This window comes from Streptomyces sp. AC1-42W, from assembly GCF_003248355.1.
Lineage (GTDB): Bacteria > Actinomycetota > Actinomycetes > Streptomycetales > Streptomycetaceae > Streptomyces.
This window is the reverse complement of sequence record NZ_QKWY01000002.1, coordinates 3149613-3171629: the sequence shown is the minus strand read 5'-3', so window position 1 is coordinate 3171629 and position 22017 is coordinate 3149613. Positions and strand designations below refer to the sequence as shown.

The following is a 22017-nucleotide window of genomic DNA, read 5'->3' as shown; positions in this document are numbered from 1 at the left end:
GCTGCCTTCCAGCCGAAGGTAGGCGCCGGCCGGGTGGCGCAGACAGGACATTGAGGGGGCTTCTGACCAAGCTCCTATCAGGTCATGTTCCGCCCGGCCGGAGCCATGAGAACGGGTCCCGGCAGCCGGACAGAACAACACGAAGACAGCCCAGCAGGGCGTCAGTCAGTGGTCGAGCCACGACCACCGGGACCTGAGTATCAGCATCAATGTCAGTGGTCGGTTCTACTGTGGAACCACTGATCGAGAAGCCCGTGACATACGGGTGCAACAGGGAGAAACGGGGGCGGTCCTGTGGGTACCGAGCATGCTGTCGAGAACGGTGCGTCGCGCGCCGGGGCGGCGGGGGCCGGTGAGAACACCTTCGTCTTCCCGGACCGCTGGCGGCGCCTGGTCATCCCCCGGCGCGGCGGCATCAAGCGGGCCCCCGCCCGGGTGGACCCGGAACTGCTCGACGCGATCGCGGCCCGGACGGCCGAGGAGCGGGCCTGGATCGGGCAGTTCCTGGACGCGCCGGGCAGCGATCCGGTCCTCGTCGCCGAGGTCCGCCGCCATCTGGACGGCGATCCGTCGCCCGCCGGCGCGGCGGCCGTTGCCTCCATCATCGGGATGTACTCGCCTCCGCCGGGCGCCTGGGCCGACAGCTGGGTCCGGCTGCACGGACTGCCGTTCGCCGCCCGCGCCGCGGTGGAGCTGTTCATGACCGAGGCGCACTACCGGCAGTCCGGCGGCGCCCGCCACGACCCGTGGCTGGAGGCGCGGACCGAGGCGTACAGGACCCCGACCGGCCAGTCCTGCCGGGCGGCCGCCGACCGCGTGCGAGCCCTGATCGCCGCCGCCGACGACGAGACCTACCGGGCCACCGTCGAGGCGCTCGCCGCCTGCCGCACCGACTCCTCGCGCAACGCGATCACGGCCTTTCTGGCGCCGAGCGAGTCCGGCTGGGTCGCCGAGCTGTGCACGGACCCGAAGATCGCCGGCACGACCGACGCCGGTCTGCTCTCCCTCGTCCTCTGCTCGCTGAACTCACCGGAACAGGCCGCCCACTTCACCCACACCAGGGGCTTCGACCGGACCGCCGGCGTGATCGCCACCGCCGCCGAGGGCATCGGCTCGGCGCTGGCCCCCATGCTGGTCGCGGAGTTGCGCGGCGGGCGCTTCTACGGGACCTGGATGAGGGATATCGCCGACGCGCTCGTCGAGTTCCCCACGGACGAGGCGTTCACCGCCCTGCTCGACCACTCGGACGACAAGAGCTGCCGCCCGGCGCTGCTGGAGGCGATGCGCCGCTATCCGGTCCGCGCGCTGCGGCTGCTCGCCGCCGACGCCCGCGACCGGGCGGACCTTGCGGCGACCGCGTCGGCCGGGCTGCTCCCCGTGCACATCGGCGCCCACCGCGACCTGGTGGCGGAGGTGCTGCCGACGCTGGACGCCGGCCTGGCGGAGATCGTCGAACCCCTGCTGCACCCGGCGGACCGCATCGCGGACGCCCCCGCCGACGCCCTGCCGGCCGTGCTGACCAGCCCGCCGTGGACCCGGCCCCGGAGCAAGGCCAAGCCCGCGGCGGTCACCGGCCTGACGGCCGCGGACGAACCCGCCGTGTTGTGGCGGGCCGGCGAGCGGGAGGACTGGGCGGCCACCGGAAGCTGGTACACCCGGCGGGAGTCGGTGGTCAACTGGGAGCGGGTGCTGATCTCGGCCCGCTACGGGCTGGGCGAGCCCAGTCTGCGCTCCGCGTGGATCTACGTCCACGGACCCGAGGAGCTCGTCGCACCGCTGCTCGCCGACTGGGACCCGACCGACCTGTGGGACGGCCTCGACACGCTCAAGCCGGTGGCCGCCCGCTTCGGCCTGGGCGCCCTGCCCCTGCTGCTGCGCGCGGTGCCGCGTCAGCCCGGCGGGCTGGCCCCGCTGCTGCTGCCGTTCGTCGACGCGCGGATCGCCCGTCATATGGCCGACTGGTCGGTGCGGCTCAAGTCCGCCGCCGTGGTGGCCCGCTCCTGGTTCGAGCGGCACGGCGTCCGGGCGGCGCCGCTGCTGGTGCCCGACGCCGTCGGCAAGGCCGGTGCCGCCCGGCGCGCCGCCGAGCAGGCGCTGCGTCTGATCGCCGCCTCGCACGGCGACACGGTGGTCCGCACGGCCGCCGAGGGGTACGGGGAGCGGGCGGCGGAGGCGGTGGGCGCGCTGCTGGCCGCCGATCCGCTGGAGCGGGCCCTGCCCGCCACGATGCCGGCCCTGCCGGACTGGGCGGACCCGGTGCTGCTGCCGCAGATCGAGGTCGCGTCGGGCGGAGCCCTGCCGGACGAGTCGGTCCGCCATGTCGTGACGATGCTGGCCCTGTCCAAGCCGGGCGAGCCGTATCCGGGGCTCGCCGATGTGCTGCGCACGGTGGACCCGGCCTCGGCCGCCGCGTTCGCCTGGGCGCTGTTCGAGCAGTGGCGCGGCGCGCTCCTGCCCGCCAAGGAGTCCTGGACGCTGTACGCGCTGGGCGTGCTGGGCGACGACGACACGGTGCGCCGGCTGACGCCGGTGATCCGGGCCTGGCCCGGTGAGAGCGCCCATCACCGCGCGGTGGAGGGGCTGAGCGTCCTGGCGGCGATCGGCAGCGACACCGCGCTGCTCCATCTGCACGGGATCTCCCAGCGGGTGAAGTTCAAGGCGCTCAAGGTGCGGGCCGCGGAGAAGATCGCCGAGGTGGCGGCAGGCCTGGGGCTGACGGGCGAACAGCTCTCGGACCGGCTGGTGCCCGATCTGGGCCTGGACGCGGACGGTTCCACCGTCATCGACTACGGCGGCCGTACGTTCACGGTGGGCTTCGACGAGCAGTTGCGGCCCTACGTCCTGGACGGTGACGGCAAGCGCCGCAAGGACCTCCCGAAGCCGGGCGCCCGGGACGACGCCGAACTGGCGCCGGCCGAGCGCAAGCGGTTCATGGCGCTGAAGAAGGACGTCCGGACGATCGCGTCGGACCAGGTGCGCCGGCTGGAGGCCGCCATGGTGGCGGGCCGGTCCTGGACGGCGCAGGAGTTCGCCGAGCTGTTCGTCGGCCATCCGCTGATGTGGCATCTGGTGCGCCGGCTGGTGTGGCTGAGCGAGGCGGACGGAACGGCCACGGCGTTCCGGGTGGCGGAGGACCGGACGTTCGCGGACGTCGAGGACGACACCTTCGCGCTGCCGGAGGGGGCGTCCGTGCGGCTGGCCCACCCGCTGGACCTGGGCGGGGCGGTGACCGACTGGTCGGAGGTGTTCGCGGACTACGAGATCCTGCAGCCGTTCCCGCAGCTCGGGCGCCCGGTGTTCGCGCTGGCCGACGAGGAGGCGGCCGGCCACCGGCTGACCCGCTTCGAGGGCATCAAGGTCCCCACGGGCCGGCTCCTCGGTCTGGAGCGGTTCGGCTGGCGGCGCGGGACGCCGCTGGACAACGGCGTGGAGCGGTGGATCTCCAAGCGGCTGGCGGACCACCGCCATCTGGTGATCGCCCTGGACGAGGGCATCGCCGTCGGGATGGTCGACATGTTCCCGGAGCAGGTCCTGGAGACCGTCTGGCTGGCCGAGGACCCGTCCGACTACTGGCACGGCCGCCCCCACGACGTGCGGTTCGGCGAGCTGGACGCGGTGACGACGTCCGAGCTCCTGGCGGACCTGACCGCGCTCACCGAGGGCGTCGCGTCATGACGGTGCGCGAGGAGGCCGCCACGCAAGCGGCGGTGCGGGTGCAACGGCCGCCGGCCGAGGTGCGGTACGCGGCCGAGCTGGCCGCGCTGCGGGAGGCGGACCGCGATCCCCGGCCACCGGGCTGGGAGCTGAGCCTGCGCGCCGCGCGACGCTTCGTCGTCGGGGACCCGGAGGCGGGGATCGGCCGGAAGTTCGTCGGCAATCCCTCGCTCGTGGACCGGGCGCTGGTGACGCTGGCGACCAGCCGGGGACTGATGCTCGTGGGCGAGCCGGGCACGGCCAAGTCGCTGCTGTCCGAGCTGATCGCGGCCGCCGTCAGCGGGGATTCGACGCTCACCGTGCAGGGCGGGGCCGCCACCACCGAGGACCAGATCAAGTACGGCTGGAACTACGCGCTGCTGGTCGCCGAGGGGCCCTCGCCCCGCTCCCTGGTGCCCGCGCCGATGCTGCGCGGCATGGCGGAGGGGCGCCTCGTCCGCTTCGAGGAGATCACCCGCTGTCCGCTGGAGGTGCAGGACTCACTGCTGTCGCTGCTCTCGGAGCGGGTCGTGGCGATCCCCGAACTGCCCGGCCCGGACGGCATGGTCTTCGCCCGGCAGGGGTTCAACGTCATCGCGACGGCCAACACCCGCGACCGGGGCGTCAACGAGATGAGCGCGGCGCTCAAGCGCCGGTTCAACTTCGAGACGGTGTTCCCGATCCCCGACCTCGACACCGAACTGGAGCTCGTGGAGGCCGAGGTGGCCCGGCTGCTGGCGAACTCCGGTGTGGAGCCGCCGCCCGACCGGGACGTGCTGGAGGTCCTGGTCGCCACGTTCCGCGAACTGCGGGCGGGCGCCGGGGCGCAGGACGGGCGCGGCGGGGGCGGTGACCGGCCCACGGCGGTGATGAGCACGGCGGAGGCGGTGTCGGTGGCCCACGCGGTGGGGGTGCGCGGCTGGTATCTGCGCGGCGAGCCGGGCAACGCGGCCGATGTCGTCGCCTGCCTCGCGGGCACGGCGGCCAAGGACAGCCCGGACGACCTGGCCCGGCTGCGGCGCTATCTGGAGCAGCAGGCGGGGCGCCGGCGCACCCCGCAGTGGCAGGCCCTGTACGACGCACGCCATCTGCTGGACGGCTGATGACCGCCGTGTTCCTGGGCGTGCGCCACCACTCCCCCGCCTGCGCCCGGCTCGTCGAGCGCACGGTGGAGCGGCTGCGCCCCGCCCATGTCCTGGTCGAGGGGCCGGCGGAGATGAACGCCCGGCTGGACGAACTGCTCCTCGGCCACGAGCTGCCCGTCGCGGTGTTCAGCCACTACCGCGACGGGCGGCGCGCGGCCACGTCCTGGGCCCCGCTGTGCGACTACTCCCCGGAGTGGGTGGCGCTGCGGGCGGGCCGGGCGGCGGGGGCGGAGGTCCGCTTCATCGATCTGCCCGCCTGGCATCCGGCGTTCGCGGAGCGCGGTAACCGGTACGCCGACGCGGAGGTCCGGTACGCCGAGGCCGCGGAGCGGCTGTGCCGGCGGTTCGCGGTGGATTCGCCGGACGCGCTGTGGGACCGGCTGTTCGAGGTCGGGCCGGACGAGGACGTCGCGGAACGGCTCGACGCCTACTTCGCGCTGGTGCGCGGCGACGCGGAGGCGGACGCCGGGGACCGGGCGCGCGAGGCGTACATGGCGTCCTGGGTGCGGGCGGCGGTGGCCTCGGCGGGCGGCAGGCCCGTCCTGGTGGTGACCGGCGGCTTCCATCAGCCCGCGCTGCGCAGGCTCGCGGCCGCGGGCGGCCCGGCCGGGGAGGGCGACGCGGAGTGCGGTGCGGACGGCTGGCCGCTGGTACCGCGGCCGCCGGCCGGGGCGGACGCGGGGAGTTTCCTCGTCCCGTACTCGTTCCGCCGGCTGGACGCGTTCACCGGGTACGAGTCGGGGATGCCGTCCCCCGGCTTCTACCAGGACGTGTGGGAGCGGGGCCCGCAGGAGGCGGCGGACCGGCTGCTGCGGGCGGTGGTCGAGCGGCTGCGGGCGCGCAAGGTGCCGGTCTCGACGGCGGACCTCGTCGCGGCCCGCAGTCTGACGGAGGGGCTGACGGCGCTGCGCGGCCACCCCCGGACGGCGCGGATCGACGTGCTGGACGGTCTGGCGGGCGCCCTGATCACCGACGATCTGGACGGCCCGCTGCCGTGGACGGTCCGGGGCGCGCTCCGCGAGGGCACCCACCCCGTGGTCGTCGAGATCCTCGCGGCCTGCGGCGGCGGGCGCGTCGGCCGGCTGCATCCCGACACCCCGGCCCCGCCGCTCGTCCACGACGTGGCGGCCCGGCTGGAGCGGCTCGGCCTGTCCGGCGCGCCGCGCACCGTGGAGCTGGACCTCACGGACGCCCGGGACCTGGAGCGCAGCCGGGCGCTCCACGGGCTGCGGGTCCTCGGCGTTCCCGGCCACGAGCGGACGGCGGGCCCGGTCCACGGCGTCGATCCGGTGTTCACCGAGCGCTGGGAGCCCCGCTCCGCGGCCGGGCGCGACGCGGCTCTGGTGGAGGCGGGCGCCCACGGCGCGACCCTGGAGGAGGCGGCGGCCGCGTCGCTCGCCGAGCGGGTCCGGCGCGAGGAGGAGGCGGGGGCGCTGGCCGCCGTGCTGTTCGACGCGGTGCTCTGCGGGGTGAGCGGCCTGTCCGCGCGGCTGCTGGCCGACCTGGGCGCCCGGGTGCGCGTGCTGGTCCACGCGGGCCCGCTCGGCAGCGTCCTGGCCACCGCGCTGGGCCTGTGGCGCCACGACCGGATCTACGGGGTCGCCCGGGGTCCCCTGCTGGCCGCGGTGATCAGCGGGTCCACGGACCGGCTGCTGTGGCTCCTGGAGGGCGTGCGGGGCGCGGGCGGTGTGGACCTGCCCCGGCTGCGCGCCGTGGTCGCGGTCCGGGACGCGGTGCTGCACGCCCCGGACCTGCTCGCCACCGGCCGGGACGTGGTGGCCGCGGTCGCCCGCCGCATCGGTCGGGACGCGGCGGCGCCCCTCGATGTCCGGGGCGCCGCGTTCGGCCTGCACCAGGTGCTCGCGGAGGGGCCGGCGGAGGCGGACGCCCCGGAGAAGGCGGTGCGGGCGGTGGCCCTGTCGGGTGCGGACGCCCTGGGCGACTGGCTCGCCGGCCTGTTCGCGGTGGCCCGCGACGAGTTGACGAGCGGCGGCGACGCGGACGGTCCGGGCCGTGGGGGCGCGTCGCTCGTCGGGGTGCTGGACGAGGTGCTGTGCGAGTTGTCCGAGGAGGCGTTCCTGGCCGGGCTGCCCGCGTTGCGGCAGGCGTTCGCGTTCTTCCCGCCACGGGAGCGGGAGCGGATCGCCGCGCGGCTGCTGGCCCGGCGCGGGCTGCGGGGCTCGTCGCGCGCCCTGCTGCGGACCACCGCCGACCCCTTGCTGATCGCCCGCGCCGGAGCCCTGGAGAACCGCGTGACCGGCCTGCTCACCCGCTACGGACTCGGAGGAACCCCCTCATGACCGGGCCCCTCACCCCCGACCCCGGCTCCCCGCAGGACGCCGGCCTGGAACGGTGGCGTCTCGTGCTCGGCTCGCCCGCCGAACGGCACACGGGCCCGCTCGGGCCCGGCCGGACCGGGCAGGACGCCGCGCTCGACTGGCTGTACGGCCGCGATCCCGACCTCGCCCGGCGGGGCGTGCGCCGCTCCGGTTCGGCCGCCCCGCGTACGAGCGGCTCCGGCCCCTCCCCGGTGACCGCCGTGGACTGGCTCGACGACATCCACCGGCTGTTTCCCCGGGAGACCGTCGAACGGCTGGAGCGGGACGCCGTCGAGCGGTACGGCATCGAGGAGATCGTCACCGATCCGGAGGTGCTGGAGCGGGTCGAACCGAGCGCCACGCTGCTGCGCGCCGTGCTGCGGACCAAGCATCTGATGAACCCGCAGGTGCTGCACGCGGCCCGGCGCATCGTCGAGTCCGTCGTCGCGCAGCTCCTCGCCCGGCTCCGCCCCGGGGTCCGGCATGCCTTCCACGGCACCCGCTCACGCCGCCCCAGCCGTACCGCGCTCGCCCGGAACTTCGACTTCCGGCGGACCGTACGGGCCAATCTGGCGCACTACCGGCCGGACGAGCGGCGCCTGCTCATCGAGCGGCCCCACTTCCACTCGCGCACCCGGCGGCAGGTGACGCGGTGGCAGCTCATCCTGCTGGTCGACCAGTCCGGCTCGATGGCCGGTTCCGTGATCCACTCCGCCGTCACGGCCGCCTGCCTCTGGGGCCTCCCCGGCCTGAAGACGCATCTCGTCGCGTTCGACAGCGACGTGGTCGACCTGACGGCCGATGTGACGGACCCGGTGGAACTGCTGATGAAGGTACAGCTCGGCGGCGGTACGGACATCGCACGGGCCGTCGCCTACGCGGCCGATCTGGTGGAGAACCCGCGCCGCGCGATCGTCGCGCTGATCACCGACTTCTACGAGGGCGGCGACGCCCACCGGCTGCGCCGCACCGTGCGCGGGCTCGTGGAGCAGGGCACCACCGTGCTCGGCCTGGCCGCCCTGGACGAGGACGCGAACCCGGACTACGACCGGGAGCTGGCCGGCCGGCTCGCCGAGGCCGGTGCACGCGTCGGGGCGATGACGCCCGGCCGGCTGGCGGAATTCGTCGCGGAGAGGCTGGGCCGATGACCGCGCCGGCCCCCAGGGCAGACCTGCTGGCCCTCACCCCCGAGGCGCTGGCCGCGCTCGCCAACCGGGGGCTCGTCAAGCGCGCCGCGAAGGACCTGGACGCGGGCACGGTTCCGGAGCTGACGACCGGCGACGACGCCTCGGTGCGGGCGGTCTTCCCCGACGGCACGGCCGCCGTGCTGCCCGCCGGCACCGGTCTGGACGACGGCCGGTGCGACTGCGCCGCGACCGGGGTGTGCCGCCATCTGATCGCGCTCGTCCTCGCCTACCGGCGCCTGGCCGCCGACGCGCCGTCCCCGGCGCCCCGGCCACCCGTCGAGTGGTCGCCGGGCACGATCGACGACGACACGCTCACCGGGGCGCTCGGTGCCCGCCCGGTCGCCGCCGCCCGGCGCACCCTGCGGCGGGGCTACGAGGCCGTGGTGCACCGGCCCACCGCCGGGCGCCCCGAGCCCTGGGTGGAACTGCCCGCGTGCACGGTGCGGTTCCCGGTGCCCGGCGAGATCGGCTACGCCACCACGGACGCCACCACCGCGCTGCGCGCCGAGGTCGTCGCACTCGCCGTCTGGGCGTTCCGCGCCGCCGACGCGGAGGCGGCGGAGCCGGCGGAGCGCTCGGCCACCGTCCGGGTGGGGGGCGAGCGGGTCGCCGAGGCCGGTGCGCCCGGCCGTACGACGACGCAGGCTCCCCCGCCCGCCGAGTCCCCGGCGCCCCCGCGGGCACCGTCCGGCGGCGCGGGCAGCCTGGACGTCGCGGGCGCCCTCGTCGAGGAGTTGCTGCTCGACGGTGTCGCCCAGGCGGGGCCCGTGCTCGCCGGGGCCGTGGACCGGGCGGGCCGGGCGCTCGCGCGCGACGCGTACCACTGGCCCGGCGCGGCCCTGGCGGAGCTGGCCGGGCAGCTCACCGCCTACGCCGACCGGGGCGCCGCCCACCGCCCGGAGCTGGTCGCGGCCCTGCTCACCGAGGTGCACGCCCGGCGGCTGGCCGCCGCCGTGCCCGGCGTCCTGGGCACGGACGAGGCCGCGGAGACGCCGCTGCGCCAGGTCCGGCTCACCGCGCTCGGCTGCCGGATCACCGGCCCCGCCGAGACCCCGGTCGCCGAGGTGTACTTCGCGCATCCCCACGCCGGCACCGTCCTGGTGCTCCGCAGGGAGTGGCCCCAGCGCCTCACCGGCCACGCGCTCGCGCGGCGCCGGCTGCTGTCCACCACACTGGGCGCGCTCGCGACCGGCACCCTCGTCAGCGAGAGTGTCCGGCGCACCGCGGGGCGCACCCTGACGATCGCCCGGGGCCGGCTCGGCGCCACGGGGGTCACCCCGGTCGGCAGCTCCTGGACCCGGCTGCCGCCCCCGCTGCTGGTCGGGGACCTGGCCGCGCTCATCGCCTCCTGGGACGGCCGGCCGCCCCGGCTGATCCGGCCCCGGGTGGCGGCCGGGGCGGTCCGCGTGGTCGCCCTGTGCCGGATCGAGGACATCGGGTACGACGCCGGCGAGCAGCGCCTGGAGGCGGTGGTGCGGGACGCGGCGGGGAACCGCGCGCTGCTGGCCTCGGAGTACCGGCCGGGGTGCCCCGGCGCGCTGGACGCGCTGGCCGACGCGCTGCGGCAGGGGGCCACGCATGTGAGCGGTGCGGTGGTCCGGGAGGGCGGCGGGATACGGATCGACCCGATCGCCGTGCTGACGCCGGGCGGGGTGACGGTGCCCGATCTCGCGCCCGGTGACGGGGCGGCTGCCCTGGCCCCGGTGGCGCGGCGGGCGGCGGACCCGCTGACGGCCGCGCTGGAGGAGGCGGTGGCGGCGCTGGCCGCGCTGGCCCACGGGGGCCTGCGCAGTCCGTCCGGGCCGGTCCTGGCCCGGATAGGCGACGCCGCCACCGCGCTGCGCCGGACGGGGCTCGGGCGGGCGGCGGCCCTGCTCCGTACGGTGCTCGCCCCGGCGGCCGACGCGGCCGGCGCGGACGGACCGGGCAGGTCGGCCGCGGCGGACGGGTCGGCGCGGGTCGCCGCCTGGCTGGAGGCGCAGCTGCATCTGCTGGTGACCGGCGAACTCCTCGCCGCCGAAGGGTCGGGAGCGGGGGCGGGACCGGACGGGCACCACCCCGTACACCCGGCCCGGCTCCCCTGACCCGGGCGCTACGCCAGGTACGCCAGTCCGGGATGCGCCTTCGTGTAGCCGTCCACCAGGCGGCGGGCGACGGTGACCGAGTCGACCAGCGGGTGCAGGGCGAAGGCCCGGACGGCGTCCGCGCGCGACGCGCTCGCCGCCGCGTCGAGCACCGCGCGTTCGACGGCCTTCACCGAGGTGACCAGGCCCACCGCGTGGTAGGGCAGCGGGTCCGCGGCGAGGGGCCGGGCGCCGTTGGCGTCCACCAGGCAGGGCGCCTCGATCACGGCGTCCGCGTCCAGCACGGCCAGGGTGGCGCGGTTGCGGACGTTGAGGATCAGGGTGGCCTGCTCGTCGCGGGCGATCGCGCGCATCAGGGCGAGCGCGACCTGTTCGTAGCCGCCGGTGTCCAGATCGCTCTTCTCGCGCGCGCCGGCGCCGGCCACGTCCCGGTTCTCCGACATGTAGGTGGCCTCGCGTTCGGCGCGGGTGCGGTCCCAGGTGGCCAGGGCGGGGGTCGCGGGGTCCTTCATCCGGCCGTAGAAGCCCTCCTGCTGCTCGCGCAGGAAGGCGCCCCGGGTCTGGGCGGCCTCCTGGTAGGCGCGGACGGCCTCGCGGTTGAAGTAGTAGTAGTGCAGGTATTCGTTGGGGATCGAGCCCAGGGAGCGCAGCCAGTCGGGGCCGAACAGCCGGCCCTCCTCGAAGGAGCCCAGCAGTCCGGGGTCGGCGAGCAGGCGCGGGAGTTCGTCCCGGCCCGCGACGTACAGCCCGCGTACCCAGCCGAGGTGGTTGAGGCCGATGTAGTCGACCCGGGCCAGGTCCGGGTCGGCGCCCAGGACGCGGGCGATGCGGCGGCCGAGGCCGACCGGTGAGTCGCAGATGCCGATGACGCGGTCGCCGAGGTGCCGGGACATCGCCTCGGTGACCAGTCCGGCCGGGTTGGTGAAGTTGATGACCCAGGCGTCCGGGGCGAGCCGGGCGATGCGCCGCGCCAGGTCGACGGCGACGGGCACGGTGCGCAGCCCGTACGCGATGCCGCCGGCGCCGACCGTCTCCTGTCCGAGTACGCCCTCGTCCAGGGCGACCCGTTCGTCGGCGGCCCGGCCCGCGAGGCCGCCGACGCGGATCGCGGAGAAGACGAAGTCGGCGCCGCGCAGGGCCTCGTCCAGGTCGGTGGTGGCGCGGACGGCCGGCGCGTCCGGGATGCCCACGGCCTGTTCGGCGAGGACCCGTGCGACGGCGGTGAGCCGGTCGGTGTCCGTGTCGTAGAGGGTGACGGCCGACACGCGGCCCTCGGCGTGGTCGGCGAGCAGCGCCCCGTACACCAGAGGGACCCGGAATCCGCCGCCGCCCAGAATTGTCAGCTTCACGCTTCCGCATGGTACGTGGGACGGGCGCGGGGCGGCCCGGTGACGAGGGGCCGGAGCCTCCGTCCACCGGGCCGCCCCGAAGGTGCGGCCGGGTCTCAGTCGCCGTTCCACCAGCGGGAGACGACGCTCCAGAGCCGGGCGGGCGCGCCGGGCTTGCGCTGGCGCGGGACCAGGCCGGCGGCGTTCTCGCCCGCCGCGCCGGTCACGTCCGCCGAGCCGTCGGCGGTGGCGGTCGCGCCGGACGGGCCGGAGCGGGCGGGGGCGTGGGCCTGGTCGGAGGGCAGGTGGGCCCGGACCGGGGTCGGGGCGGCGTGCCGTACGGCGGACTGGACCTCCCAGTCCCGGCGGGCGGCGGTGGGCTTGCCCATGGACGGCGGCCGGCGGTCGTCCTGCGGGGCGCGGGGCGCGAATTCGGCGGGGAGTTCGGCCAGGTGACGGCTGACCAGGTTGCCGACCCAGCGCAGTTCGCTCTCCTCGACCGCGAGTTCGAGGTCGGGCAGGCGCATCAGCAGCGCCTCGACGCCGACGTCGGCGATGGCGCGCCCGATGTCCTGGCCGGGGCACTCGTGGGGGCCGCCGCTGAACGCGAGGTGGGCGCGGTTGCCCGCCATGTCGGCCTTGAGGTCGGGGCGTACCACCGGGTCGGTGTTGGCCGCCGTGATGCCGACGATCAGCGCGTCGCCCGCCTTGATGTGCTGGCCGCCCAGCTCCGTGTCGCCGACCGCCCAGCGGCCCAGGATCGCGGCGAATGGCGGCTCGTCCCACAGGGTCTGTTCGACCGCCTCGGGCACGGTCATGTGGCCGCCGCTGAGCCGGGAGCGGAAGCGGGGGTCGGTGAGGACCATGCGCAGCACGTTGGCGATCAGGTTGGTGGTCGTCTCGTAGGAGACGATGAGCATGAGCCGCAGATGCTCGGCCACTTCCTTGTCGTTCATGGCGGCGGGGTGTTCGACGAGCCAGGTGGCGAAGTCGTCGGCGGGCTCGCGGCGGCGCCGCTCCACGAGGCGGCTCAGCACGTCCACCATGTAGGCGTTGCTCTGGACGGCGGTGACGGTGCCCTTGATCATGTCCCGGGCGGCCTGCACCATCCGGTCGTTGGACTCCTCCGGCATGCCGAGGATGGCGCACATGACCATCATGGGCAGCCGTTCGGCGAACTCGGCGACGAGGTCGGTGCGGCCCTCCCGGCAGAAGCCGTTGACGAGCCGGTTGCTGTAGCGGTTGATGTGGCGCCGGACGCCGCGGGTGTCGATGCGGGCGATGGAGTCGGTGAGGGCGCCGCGCTGGCGCTCGTGGGTGGCGCCGTCCGCGAAGGCGCAGATCGGCTGCCAGGCGACCTGCGGGGCCAGCGGGTGGTCGGGGGCGATGGTGCCGTCCTGCAGCGCCCACCAGTGGCGGGAGTCACGGGAGAACTGCGAGGGCGTACGGGTCATGTGCAGGTTCTCGCTGTGGCCGAGGACCAGCCAGGCGGGCACGTCGCCGTGCAGCAGGACGGGGGCCACCGTGCCGTGTTCGGCGCGCAGCTTCTCGTACAGGCCGTGCGGGTCCTGTTCGGCCTCGGGGCCGTACATCCGGCGCAGTCCGCCGGGGCCGACGCCCAGGCCGTGGGCCGGGCATTCGGGGGGCGGGACCGGCGCGGTGTCCTGGCCGTGCTCGTAGGGGAAGGGGCTTGTCACGATCGCTCCAGGAGTCCGGCCGCGGGGCCGGACGGTCAAGGGCGCGGTGGGGGAACGCGCGGGTCGGGTTCGGGAGGGTGCGCGGGCGGGTCAGGCGCGTGGGAGGGCCAGACTGTGCAGGTAGCGCATCAGGGTCATCAGCACATCGCGGCTGGAGACGCGCAGCCGGGCGTCGCAGTCGATTATCGGGACCTCGTCCGGGAGGTCCAGGGCACTGCGCAGCGCTTCGACGGGGTGCTTCGGGGCGTCGGGGAAGGTGTTGATGGCGACGACGAACGGCACGCCGCGCTCCTCCAGGCGTCCGATGACGTCGAAGCTGACTTCGAGCCGCCGGGTGTCGATGAGGACGACGGCGCCGAGGGCGCCCTCGAACAGGCCGTTCCAGAGGAACCAGAACCGCTCCTGGCCGGGGGTGCCGAAGAGGTAAAGGATCAGCTCGTCGCTGATGCTGATCCGGCCGAAGTCCATGGCGACGGTGGTGGCGGTCTTGCTCTCCACCCCGTAGTTGTCGTCGACGCCGATCCCGGCCTGGGTCATGGTCTCTTCGGTGGTCAGCGGCCGGATCTCGCTGACCGAACCGACCATGGTCGTCTTGCCGGCCCCGAACCCCCCGACGATCACGACCTTCACCGCGGCGGTGGCCGTGGTGGGCAGGACGTCCTCGCTGCGGGGGCCCGTGATCGTGTCAGAGTTTCTGAAGTCCATGCATCACCGCTTCGAGGAGGGACCGGTCCGGGAGGGTCGCGCGCACGATCGGCGCGCGCGATTCGATCAGTCCGGTGGCGAGGAGTTCGGTGAGGAGCGAGGTCACCACGCTGAACGGGAGGCTGAGGTAGGCGGAGAGTTCCGCGACGGATAACGGGGCCTGGCAGAGCCGCAGGATCACGGCCTGCTCGGGCTGGACGGTCGGGGACGGCTCGGACTTCGAGACGATCATCGTGACCAGGTCGAGCGCGGCCCGCTCCCCGTCGTCGGGATCGCCGGTGATGACGTAGAGCCGTTCCGGATCGCTCAGCGCCGGGTCCGCCTTCCGGCGTTCTCTTCGGGGAGACTTCATCCGGCCTGCCCGTCGTGGCGGGGTGGGCTCGTGAGATGGCCGCCGATGCGGGCGACCATGTCGCGCATCCGCGCGCCTACGTGTCCGGCGTCCACTGTCTCCCCGGCGAGCACCGCGAGGTAGGCGCCGGTGCCCGCGGCCATCAGGTAGAAGAAGCCGCCGGTGACCTCGATGACGACGAGCCGCATCCGGCCGTCGCTGTACGGGATCTCGGTGGCGACGGCCGCCGCCAGGCTCTGCAGTCCGGCGCACGCCGCCGCGAGCCGGTCCGCGACGTCGGGGTCGCCGCCGTGCTGGGCGATGCGCAGGCCGTCCGCCGAGAGGACGACGATCTGGTGGATGTCCGGGACGTCGTCGGCGAGCTCCTTGAGCATCCAGTCCATGTTGCCGCGCTGCTGGATCACTGCTGATCTCCCTTGTCCCACGCGTCGTCGGGGGCGTCGTCCGCCCCGGGCTCCTGGGGCACGCCGTTGGCGGCCTTGGTGAACGCCTCCAGCCAGATGCCGGGAGGCGGTTCCGTGCTGTTGCCCCCCTGGGCGGGGCCGTGTCCGTAGCCGTGGCCGTTGGTGCGGCCGGCCATGGGGTCGGCGGCCTGGGCGGGGAGGTTGTGCGAACCCAGCGGGGCGCGGCCCCGGCTGCGGCGCTGCGGGAGGCCGCCCGCGGTCCATTCGGTGACGACGGGCACGTCGTCCTCCAGGGCGGCGGCCGGGGCGGCCGGCCCGGTGCCGGAGACGACCGGGCCGGTGGCGGGGCGGGCGGCGACCGCGGGCTTGGGCTTGCGCCGCTTGCCGCGCGGCGGCACGACGTGCTGCAGGTCGGAGAGGTCGATGTCGCTGGTGGGCCGCGAGGTGGCGCCGATGCCGTGGGCGATGCCGGGCGCCGGGCCGGTGGTGACCATGGCGCGGGGCACGATGAGCACCGCGCGGACACCGCCGTACGCGGACTGGCGCAGCGAGACCTGGAGGTCGTACATCCGGGCGAGGCGTCCGACGACGGCCATGCCGAGGCGCGGGGCCTCGCCGAGGTCGTTCATGCTGGAGCCGGCCTGGGCCCTGGCGAGCATGTTCTCGGCGCGGGCCCGGGCCTCCTCGCTGAGGCTGACGCCGCCGTCCTCGATCTCGATGGCGATGCCGGTCTGCACCTCGACCGCGGTGACGTGCACCCGGGTCTGCGGCGGCGAGTAGCGGGTGGCGTTGTCGAGGAGTTCGGCGCAGGCGTGGATGAGCGGTTCGACCGCGGTGCCGATGATGGCGACCTTGGCGATCGAGTGCAGATCGATGCGCGGGTACTCCAGGATGCGCGACATGGCGCCGCGCAGCACGCTGAACAGCGGTACGGGCTTGGGCCACTGGCGGCTGGGACGGGCGCCGCCGAGCACGGCGATGGAGTCGGCGAGCCGGCCGATCAGCGCGGTGCCGTGGTCGATGCGGAGCAGGTCGTCGAAGACGTCGGGGTTGCGCCCGTGAAACTCCTCCATCTCCCGCAGCTCACTGGCCTGCCGGTTGACGATCGCCTGGACGCGGCGGGCGACGTTGACGAAGGCGCGCTGCGCCGAGTCGCGGGTCGCCTCCTCGTTGTCGATGATGTCGAGCACCGTGTAGACGAGGGAGCGCTGCGGGTCGGAGAGGTGGCGGTAGACCGGGTCGGCGTCGACCACGTCGCGCAGCACCTCGTCGGGCGAGTTGCCCACGCGCAAACGGTGGATGGCGGCCGGCAGCAGCTCCTTGCTGATGCGTACGGTCTCCTCGTCGTGGTCGGCGATGCGCCGTTCCAGGGCGGTGAGACGCCGCTGGTACTCGGCGTTGCGGCGGCGGATCGTGCGGCCCCGGCGGGCGATCTCCACGGCGAGCGCGGCGACGACGACGGTGGCGAAGACTCCGCACCAGACGACTGGTATCCGCGCGGGCTCGGCGACCAGCGCCGCGGCGGCGGTGGTCGCTCCCGCCATCACGACGACGGGTAGCAACAGGGCGCGGGCGACGGGGGCTTCCCGTCCGGCCGGCGGTGATTCAACACGGGCCATCTGAACCTCTGGCGGTTGATTCGGGCTGTATTCCGGAGATTCGGCGCTTGTGTGCATGAAGGGAACAAGCACGCGAATTCATCTCAACTCGGTTGCACAGCGCGTGAGCTTAGTCAGATCGAATCAGTGCTTTCGCACATTCCTCCAACCCCCTGCGCGAGCGCTCCAGCGGTAATACACTCACGAGTTTTTACACGCACCGCCTTCACGCGTGTGCGGGGAGTGACGGCCCGGAAGAACACGGAAGAATCGCCCCGCGACGCGACCAAAGGGCACATGTGATCGAAGGGGCTCTTACGGGTGATGCAGGGGCCGGGCGTCCACGACGGGCGCCCGGCCGGGGTCAGCGGCGGGCGCCGCCGATGCGTCCCTCCAGCTGCACCAGCAGCTCGCTGAGCCGAGCGCTCAGCCGGTCGCGGGACTCGGCGTCGAGGCCGGAGAGCACCGCGCGCTCGTACGCGAGCTGCTGGGGCAGCAGCCCGTCGACCAGGGCGCGCCCCTCGTCGGTGAGGCCCACGTACGTCACCCTGCGGTCGCGTTCGTCGCCGCGCCGGGCGAGCAGTCCGCGTTCCTGGAGGACCTTGAGCCGCTTGGTGACGGCGGCCCCGGAGGAGAAGGTCTCCCTGGCCAGTTCGCCGGGGGTCAGTTCACGGTCGGTACGGCGTACGGCCCCGAGCAGGTCGAACTCGGCGCGGTTCAGCCCGGCCGCCCGCAGCGGGGCGTCCTCGGCCTGCTGGAGGAGGGCGGAGCACCGGTTGATGCGGCCGATCAGCTCCATGGGTCCGGTGTCCAGCTCCGGGTTGACGGCGCGCCACTGCCGGACCACCGAGGCCACGATGTCGTCGGTCACACCGCTCCGTTCTCCTGGGCGGGGACGAGCAGCCCCTGCCGTTTCGCTGTCGCGGCGAGCGTACGGTGTCCGTCCCGCTCGGCCGCGAGCACCGCCTCCCGGGGCAGGTCCGGCTGCCACCACTCCCCGGCCGCGGTGTCGTCGGCCTCGCGCAGTTCGACCAGGGAGCCGGTGAGCCGGCGGCGGGCGGCGTCCAGCGCGGCGGGGGCGGGTTCGGGTGCGGCGAGGGTCCGCGCGGCATGGTCGCGGGCGTGCTCGGCGGCGGCGAGGGCGCGCTCGACGCGGCCGGTGGCGCGGCGGTTGGTGACCAGGACGGCGGCGAGGAAGCCGACCGCGGCGCCGATGACGGTGTCCAGGACCCGGTCGCCGATCAGTTCGCCGGCCGGGTGGGTGCCCGCGTACTCCAGGACGAGCAGCGCCATCGGGGTCACGGCGACGGAGCCGAGCCAGTAGTTGCGGGTGATCAGCGCCTCGGCGGCGAACCCGAAGAGGAGGCAGAAGCCGATGAGGGCGAGCGGGGCGGTCCGGGCGGCCGGCAGGACGGCCGCGAAGACGAGCACGCCGATGAGGTTGCCGAGGGTGCGCTGGAGCGTGCGGTTCCAGGAGAGCGTGACGTTGGCCTGGTAGAGCGAGGCGGCCGTGACGATCGCCCAGTAGGGGCGGCCGACGCCCGCGGCGGAGCAGACGTATCCGGCCAGGGCGCAGCCGACGAGGGTGCGGGCGGCGACCGGGAGCAGCGGGGAGCCGGGGGCGAGGGCGCGTGTCAGGGTGCGCGGGAGGCCGGTGCGGGCGGCGCGTTCGGTGTCGAGGCCGAGGAGTTCGGCGGTGGTGCCGGTGGTGGCCGGCGGAGTGGGCACGGGGCCGCGGGCGCGGGTCTGCCGGGCCAAGGCGCGCAGCCGGCCGGCGTCGGTGGGGTCGGGCGCGGCGGTCAGGGCGGTGGTCTCGGCGTGGACGACCAGGCGTTCCAGGGCGCGGCGGGCCGGGGTGGGGCGGCCGGCCGCGACGAGGGTCTGCCAGGCGGCGTGGACGGCGGTGACGGCGGCGCGCCGGGTGGCGTGGCCGGGGGCGGCGGCGTGCGCGGCGGCGGCGTCCAGGGCGCGGGCGGTGGCGCGGCGTTCGGGGCCGTCGCGGCGGACGAGGGCGGGGGCGACGACGGCGACGAGCCAGGCGACCGCTCCGGCGCCGAGGGTGAGGGCGAGGTGGCCGGGGACCCGGGCGAGCGTCTGGGGGGAGAAGAGGGCGGCGGAGCTGACGAAGGTGAGGATCACCGGTCCGGGCGGGCCGGTCCGGGTCGCGTCGCAGAGCAGTTTCTGCCCGGCGGCCAGGAGCGCGCCGACGGCGATGAGCAGGGCGGTCGACGTGGTGAGCGAGGCGACGACGAGGGCGGCGGCGAGCCCGGCGGTCATGCCGAGGACGACACCGGCGACGGTCCGGGCGCGGCGCGCGTAGGGGAGGTGGTGGCCGTAGAGCGCGCAGAGCGAGCCCGCCATCGTGTACATCACCAGGTCGAGCCGGTCGACGGCGAGCAGCGCCAGGTTGGGTATCGCGGTGGCCACGACCACGCTGGTGGCGGGCTTGAACCACATGTCGGAGGGCCGGGCCAGGCGCAGCGGGCCGGTCAGCGGCAGCTTGCGGACGGCGGGCCTGCGGGACCTGGCGGTTGTCTCACTCACCCATATACGTTAACAGGTATTACACCTGTAAAACATTTGCCCGGAACGGGCCGCCCGTGACGGGCCGCCCGGGCCGGTCCCGCGCTGGTGCCGGTGCGGGACCGGAGCGGGTCAGCCGAGGCCGCGGGCGTCCTGCTTGAGCGCGGTGTCCACGGTCAGGGCGGCCGCCACCACCAGGCTCAGCAGCGGCTCGGGGAGCCGGTAGTGGATCTGGAGGACGTAGTTGTCCGCCGTCGTGAACAGCGTCTTGGCGAGCCCTTCCCAGGTCTTGGCGATCCGGGCGACCTCGGCGTCGTTGTGGTCCACGATCGCGAAGTTCCAGGCGCGCCAGTTCTCGGCCTTGATGGCGCCGATCCGCTGCCCGCCGGCCATGATGGCGAAGTTGATCTTGCCGATGGCGTTCTGCTGGACGATCTCGCCGACCGGCTGCCCGTCGGGGCGCTGCACGACGACCCGGGACTTGATGAACTTCGCCGGCCGGGTCAGCAGCAGCTGCGGCTGCCCGTGGGCGTCGCGGATCTCGAGGCGGTGGGTGAGGTACTGGTCGACGCTGGTGAGGAAGCGCAGCACCTTGCGCATGGCGCCCTGGCCGACCTGTACGACCGACCCGATGGTGGCGCCGTGCTGGTCGAAGACGCTGTACTCGTTCGTCAGCTCGATCAGCTTGGCCTTCTGGTTCACGACCAGGACCTGCTGTTCGAAGAGCGCGCCGCCGGGGGCGCCGCCCTGCGGGTGCGGGGCGCTCTGCGGCGGGACGGCGGCCGGCTGCTGCGGCACCTGCCCCTGCGCGGGGGCCTGCGGCTGCGCGGGGACCCCGCCGCCCTCGGCCGGGTGCGTGCGGTCGGTCCACCGGGAGCCGTCCCAGTAGCGCAGCAGCTGGGGGGGCGCCGTGCGGATCGGAATATCAGCCCGCAGATACGTTCGAGTGCGTGGTCACCGGGGCGCACTATCTCGCCATGGCCGAAATCGCACCTCCCGTCCGTCGATCCACAGGTTCACCGGCCCCGCACCCGTCCCCTCCCGCACTGCTTGAAAGTTCAACGCGCCACGTACGATGTGCGGCATGAGCAGGCTGAGCGCGGGAGCGAAGGGGCTGCGCGGCACCGGTGCGCCGGCCGCGCTCGCCTGGCTGTTCATCCTGGTGGCCCTCGCCGCCTGCTGCTCCCCGCAGTCCGGCCGGCATCACCCGGGCCCCGAGCCCAGGGTCTGGTCGGCCGCCGCGCCGGCGGACTTCTCCGGGGTGCGCGCCGTGGTGGCCGACTCCCCCGGCGGCCGGGGCGTGGGCGACTCCTGCCGCGGCACCTCGGAGCACACGGCGCCCGTCCTGCTGCCCGGCCAGCCGGCCCCGGCAGGGGTGCCCTCGGCCGCCGTGGCGACGCTTCCGGCCCAGCCGCTGACCGGCGGCCGGTCCATCCGGGGCCCCTCGAACGACGCGGTCGGCGAGGTGGACCCCCTACGCCTTCAGGTTCAGCGGATCTAGGACGGCCGGGGATCTCCCGTACCCGTTTCCGGGGCGGCGGCTCCCCTCGTGCCGTACGCAGTGCCCCCACCGATCCGCTGAACCGAAGGACCCTGTCATGGCTTCCGCCGAGAACAAGAAGAACAACGCCGCCGCCCGCCGCGCCAAGCTGGAGGAGGCCCGCCGCCAGGAGCGCACCCGGGAGCGCCGCGCCCGCATCCTCACCATCGCGGTCAGCGTCCTGGCGGTCGCCGGCCTCGTCGCCGGCGGCGGCTATCTGATGAACGCCGCCGACGAGCAGGACAAGGAGGAGGCCGCCGTGATGACGTCGGACGTGGACGGCGAGAAGACCTGGGACGAGCTCACCCAGAACCATGTCGAGAAGACCGTCGACTACCCGATGAACCCGCCGGTCGGCGGCGACCACAACCCGGTGTGGATGAACTGCAACGGTGATGTGTACACCGAGGCGATACCGAAGGAGAACGCCGTCCACTCGCTGGAGCACGGCGCGGTCTGGGTGACGTACACCGGCAAGGCGAAGCCCGCCGATGTGAAGAAGCTGAACGAGCGGGTCGCGTCCACGCCCTACTCCCTGATGAGCCCGATCGAGGACCAGGCGGCGCCGCTGATGCTCAGCGCCTGGGGCAAGCAGCTCACCGTCAAGAGCGCCGACGACCCGCGGGTGGCGCAGTTCTTCACCAAGTACGTGCAGGGCGCGCAGACCCCCGAGCCGGGCGCCGCCTGCACGGGAGGGATCGCCAAGTGACGTCCGCCCCCCGCACCTCGCGGCCCCTGCTGCTGGCCGGCGGTGCCGTACTGCTGCTGGCGCTGGTGCTGATCGCGCTGACGCTCGCCCGGCCCTCGACGTCGGCGCCCGCCGCGTCCGCCGCGGCGTCCGCACCGGCGGAGTCCTCGGCCGATGTGGGGTTCGCGCGCGACATGGCGGTCCACCACCAGCAGGCGGTCGAGATGTCGTTCATCGTCCGGGACCGCACCTCGGACGAGGCGGTGCGCCGGCTCGCGTTCGACATCATCAACACCCAGGCCAACCAGCGCGGCATGCTGCTCGGGTGGCTGGAGATGTGGGGGCGGGCCAAGAGTTCCCCCGGAGCGCCGATGGCGTGGATGGGGCACACCTTCACCCCCGGCGGTGACGGGGCGCTGATGCCCGGCATGGCGACCGACGCCCAGCTGGACGCCCTGCGCAAGGCCGAGGGCAGAAAGGCGGAGGTGCTCTTCCTCCGGCTGATGACCGCCCACCACAAGGCCGGTGCCGACATGGCCGCCGCGGCGGCCTCGTCGGCGGGGACCGAGGAGATCCGGAACCTGGCCGACGGCATGGTCCGGGGCCAGCAGTCGGAGATCGCCCTCATGGCGGACATGCTCAAGGAGCGGGGGGCGTCCGCCTCCTGAGACGGGACCGGGCCCCGTCGCACGGCGGGGCCCGGTCTGCCCGGATCAGGACCGTACTGACGTACGGAATCGCATAGGCTCGGGACC

16 protein-coding genes and 1 pseudogene are annotated in these 22017 nt (G+C 74.7%); 8 read left to right on the top strand and 9 right to left on the bottom strand.

Annotated elements, in window-relative coordinates; genetic code table 11:
- The first annotated feature begins 294 nt into the window (after nt 1-294).
- The 5 genes from DNK56_RS31965 to DNK56_RS31945 are packed head-to-tail and all read left to right on the top strand — an operon-like array spanning nt 295 to nt 10427.
- Entirely contained in the window at nt 295-3675 is a 3381-nt protein-coding gene (locus tag DNK56_RS31965) for a DUF4132 domain-containing protein (protein WP_111339239.1), read from the top strand.
- The gene (locus tag DNK56_RS31960; RefSeq protein WP_111339238.1) at nt 3672-4796 is read left to right on the top strand and encodes an ATP-binding protein; all 1125 of its coding nucleotides are present in this window, start codon (nt 3672-3674) and stop codon (nt 4794-4796) included. The genes DNK56_RS31965 and DNK56_RS31960 overlap by 4 nt, the downstream gene beginning before the upstream one ends.
- Nucleotides 4796-7138: a DUF5682 family protein gene (locus DNK56_RS31955; RefSeq protein WP_111339237.1), complete on the top strand. Its 2343-nt coding sequence runs from the start codon at nt 4796-4798 to the stop codon at nt 7136-7138. The genes DNK56_RS31960 and DNK56_RS31955 overlap by 1 nt, the downstream gene beginning before the upstream one ends.
- A complete protein-coding gene (locus tag DNK56_RS31950) occupies nt 7135-8304 on the top strand; it encodes a VWA domain-containing protein (RefSeq protein ID WP_111339236.1) in 1170 nt (389 codons plus the stop codon). Before DNK56_RS31955 ends, DNK56_RS31950 begins: the two co-directional genes overlap by 4 nt.
- Complete coding sequence (locus DNK56_RS31945) at nt 8301-10427, top strand: hypothetical protein (RefSeq protein ID WP_241990152.1); 2127 nt, start codon at nt 8301-8303, stop codon at nt 10425-10427. Before DNK56_RS31950 ends, DNK56_RS31945 begins: the two co-directional genes overlap by 4 nt.
- 8 nt (nt 10428-10435) lie before the next feature.
- Here DNK56_RS31945 and DNK56_RS31940 read toward each other — a convergent pair whose 3' ends face one another.
- The 9 genes and pseudogenes from DNK56_RS31940 to DNK56_RS31900 all read right to left on the bottom strand — a co-directional run bounded on the left by DNK56_RS31940 (nt 10436) and on the right by DNK56_RS31900 (nt 19992).
- Entirely contained in the window at nt 10436-11776 is a 1341-nt protein-coding gene (locus DNK56_RS31940) for a 6-phospho-beta-glucosidase (RefSeq protein ID WP_111339235.1), read from the bottom strand.
- A 95-nt stretch (nt 11777-11871) separates the two neighbouring features.
- Nucleotides 11872-13452, bottom strand: a complete 1581-nt coding sequence (locus tag DNK56_RS31935) for a cytochrome P450 (RefSeq protein ID WP_111339234.1) — start codon at nt 13450-13452, stop codon at nt 11872-11874.
- A 90-nt stretch (nt 13453-13542) separates the two neighbouring features.
- Nucleotides 13543-14157 carry a GTP-binding protein gene (locus DNK56_RS31930; protein WP_111339233.1) on the bottom strand — a complete coding sequence of 205 codons (615 nt, stop codon included), beginning with the start codon at nt 14155-14157 and terminating at the stop codon, nt 13543-13545.
- Complete coding sequence (locus DNK56_RS31925; RefSeq protein ID WP_111339232.1) at nt 14138-14509, bottom strand: DUF742 domain-containing protein; 372 nt, start codon at nt 14507-14509, stop codon at nt 14138-14140. The genes DNK56_RS31930 and DNK56_RS31925 overlap by 20 nt, the downstream gene beginning before the upstream one ends.
- Complete coding sequence (locus tag DNK56_RS31920) at nt 14506-14913, bottom strand: roadblock/LC7 domain-containing protein (protein WP_111339231.1); 408 nt, start codon at nt 14911-14913, stop codon at nt 14506-14508. Before DNK56_RS31920 ends, DNK56_RS31925 begins: the two co-directional genes overlap by 4 nt.
- Complete coding sequence (locus DNK56_RS31915; RefSeq protein WP_111339230.1) at nt 14910-16532, bottom strand: sensor histidine kinase; 1623 nt, start codon at nt 16530-16532, stop codon at nt 14910-14912. The genes DNK56_RS31920 and DNK56_RS31915 overlap by 4 nt, the downstream gene beginning before the upstream one ends.
- 343 nt (nt 16533-16875) lie before the next feature.
- Nucleotides 16876-17382 (bottom strand): MarR family winged helix-turn-helix transcriptional regulator, encoded by a 507-nt coding sequence (locus DNK56_RS31910; protein WP_111339229.1) that lies wholly within the window; start codon nt 17380-17382, stop codon nt 16876-16878.
- On the bottom strand, nt 17379-19055 hold the full coding sequence (locus tag DNK56_RS31905; RefSeq protein ID WP_111339228.1) for an FUSC family protein: 1677 nt from the start codon (nt 19053-19055) through the stop codon (nt 17379-17381). The genes DNK56_RS31910 and DNK56_RS31905 overlap by 4 nt, the downstream gene beginning before the upstream one ends.
- Nucleotides 19056-19166: 111 nt before the next feature.
- A pseudogene (locus DNK56_RS31900) lies at nt 19167-19992 on the bottom strand (phospholipid scramblase-related protein).
- 126 nt (nt 19993-20118) lie between these two features.
- Between DNK56_RS31900 and DNK56_RS31895 the strand changes: the two are divergent.
- The 3 genes from DNK56_RS31895 to DNK56_RS31885 all read left to right on the top strand — a co-directional run bounded on the left by DNK56_RS31895 (nt 20119) and on the right by DNK56_RS31885 (nt 21930).
- Nucleotides 20119-20535 (top strand): hypothetical protein, encoded by a 417-nt coding sequence (locus DNK56_RS31895; RefSeq protein WP_111339227.1) that lies wholly within the window; start codon nt 20119-20121, stop codon nt 20533-20535.
- Nucleotides 20536-20632: 97 nt separating this feature from the next.
- Nucleotides 20633-21283: a DUF3105 domain-containing protein gene (locus DNK56_RS31890; RefSeq protein ID WP_111339226.1), complete on the top strand. Its 651-nt coding sequence runs from the start codon at nt 20633-20635 to the stop codon at nt 21281-21283.
- Nucleotides 21280-21930 carry a DUF305 domain-containing protein gene (locus DNK56_RS31885; protein WP_111339225.1) on the top strand — a complete coding sequence of 217 codons (651 nt, stop codon included), beginning with the start codon at nt 21280-21282 and terminating at the stop codon, nt 21928-21930. The genes DNK56_RS31890 and DNK56_RS31885 overlap by 4 nt, the downstream gene beginning before the upstream one ends.
- Nucleotides 21931-22017 lie beyond the last annotated feature (87 nt).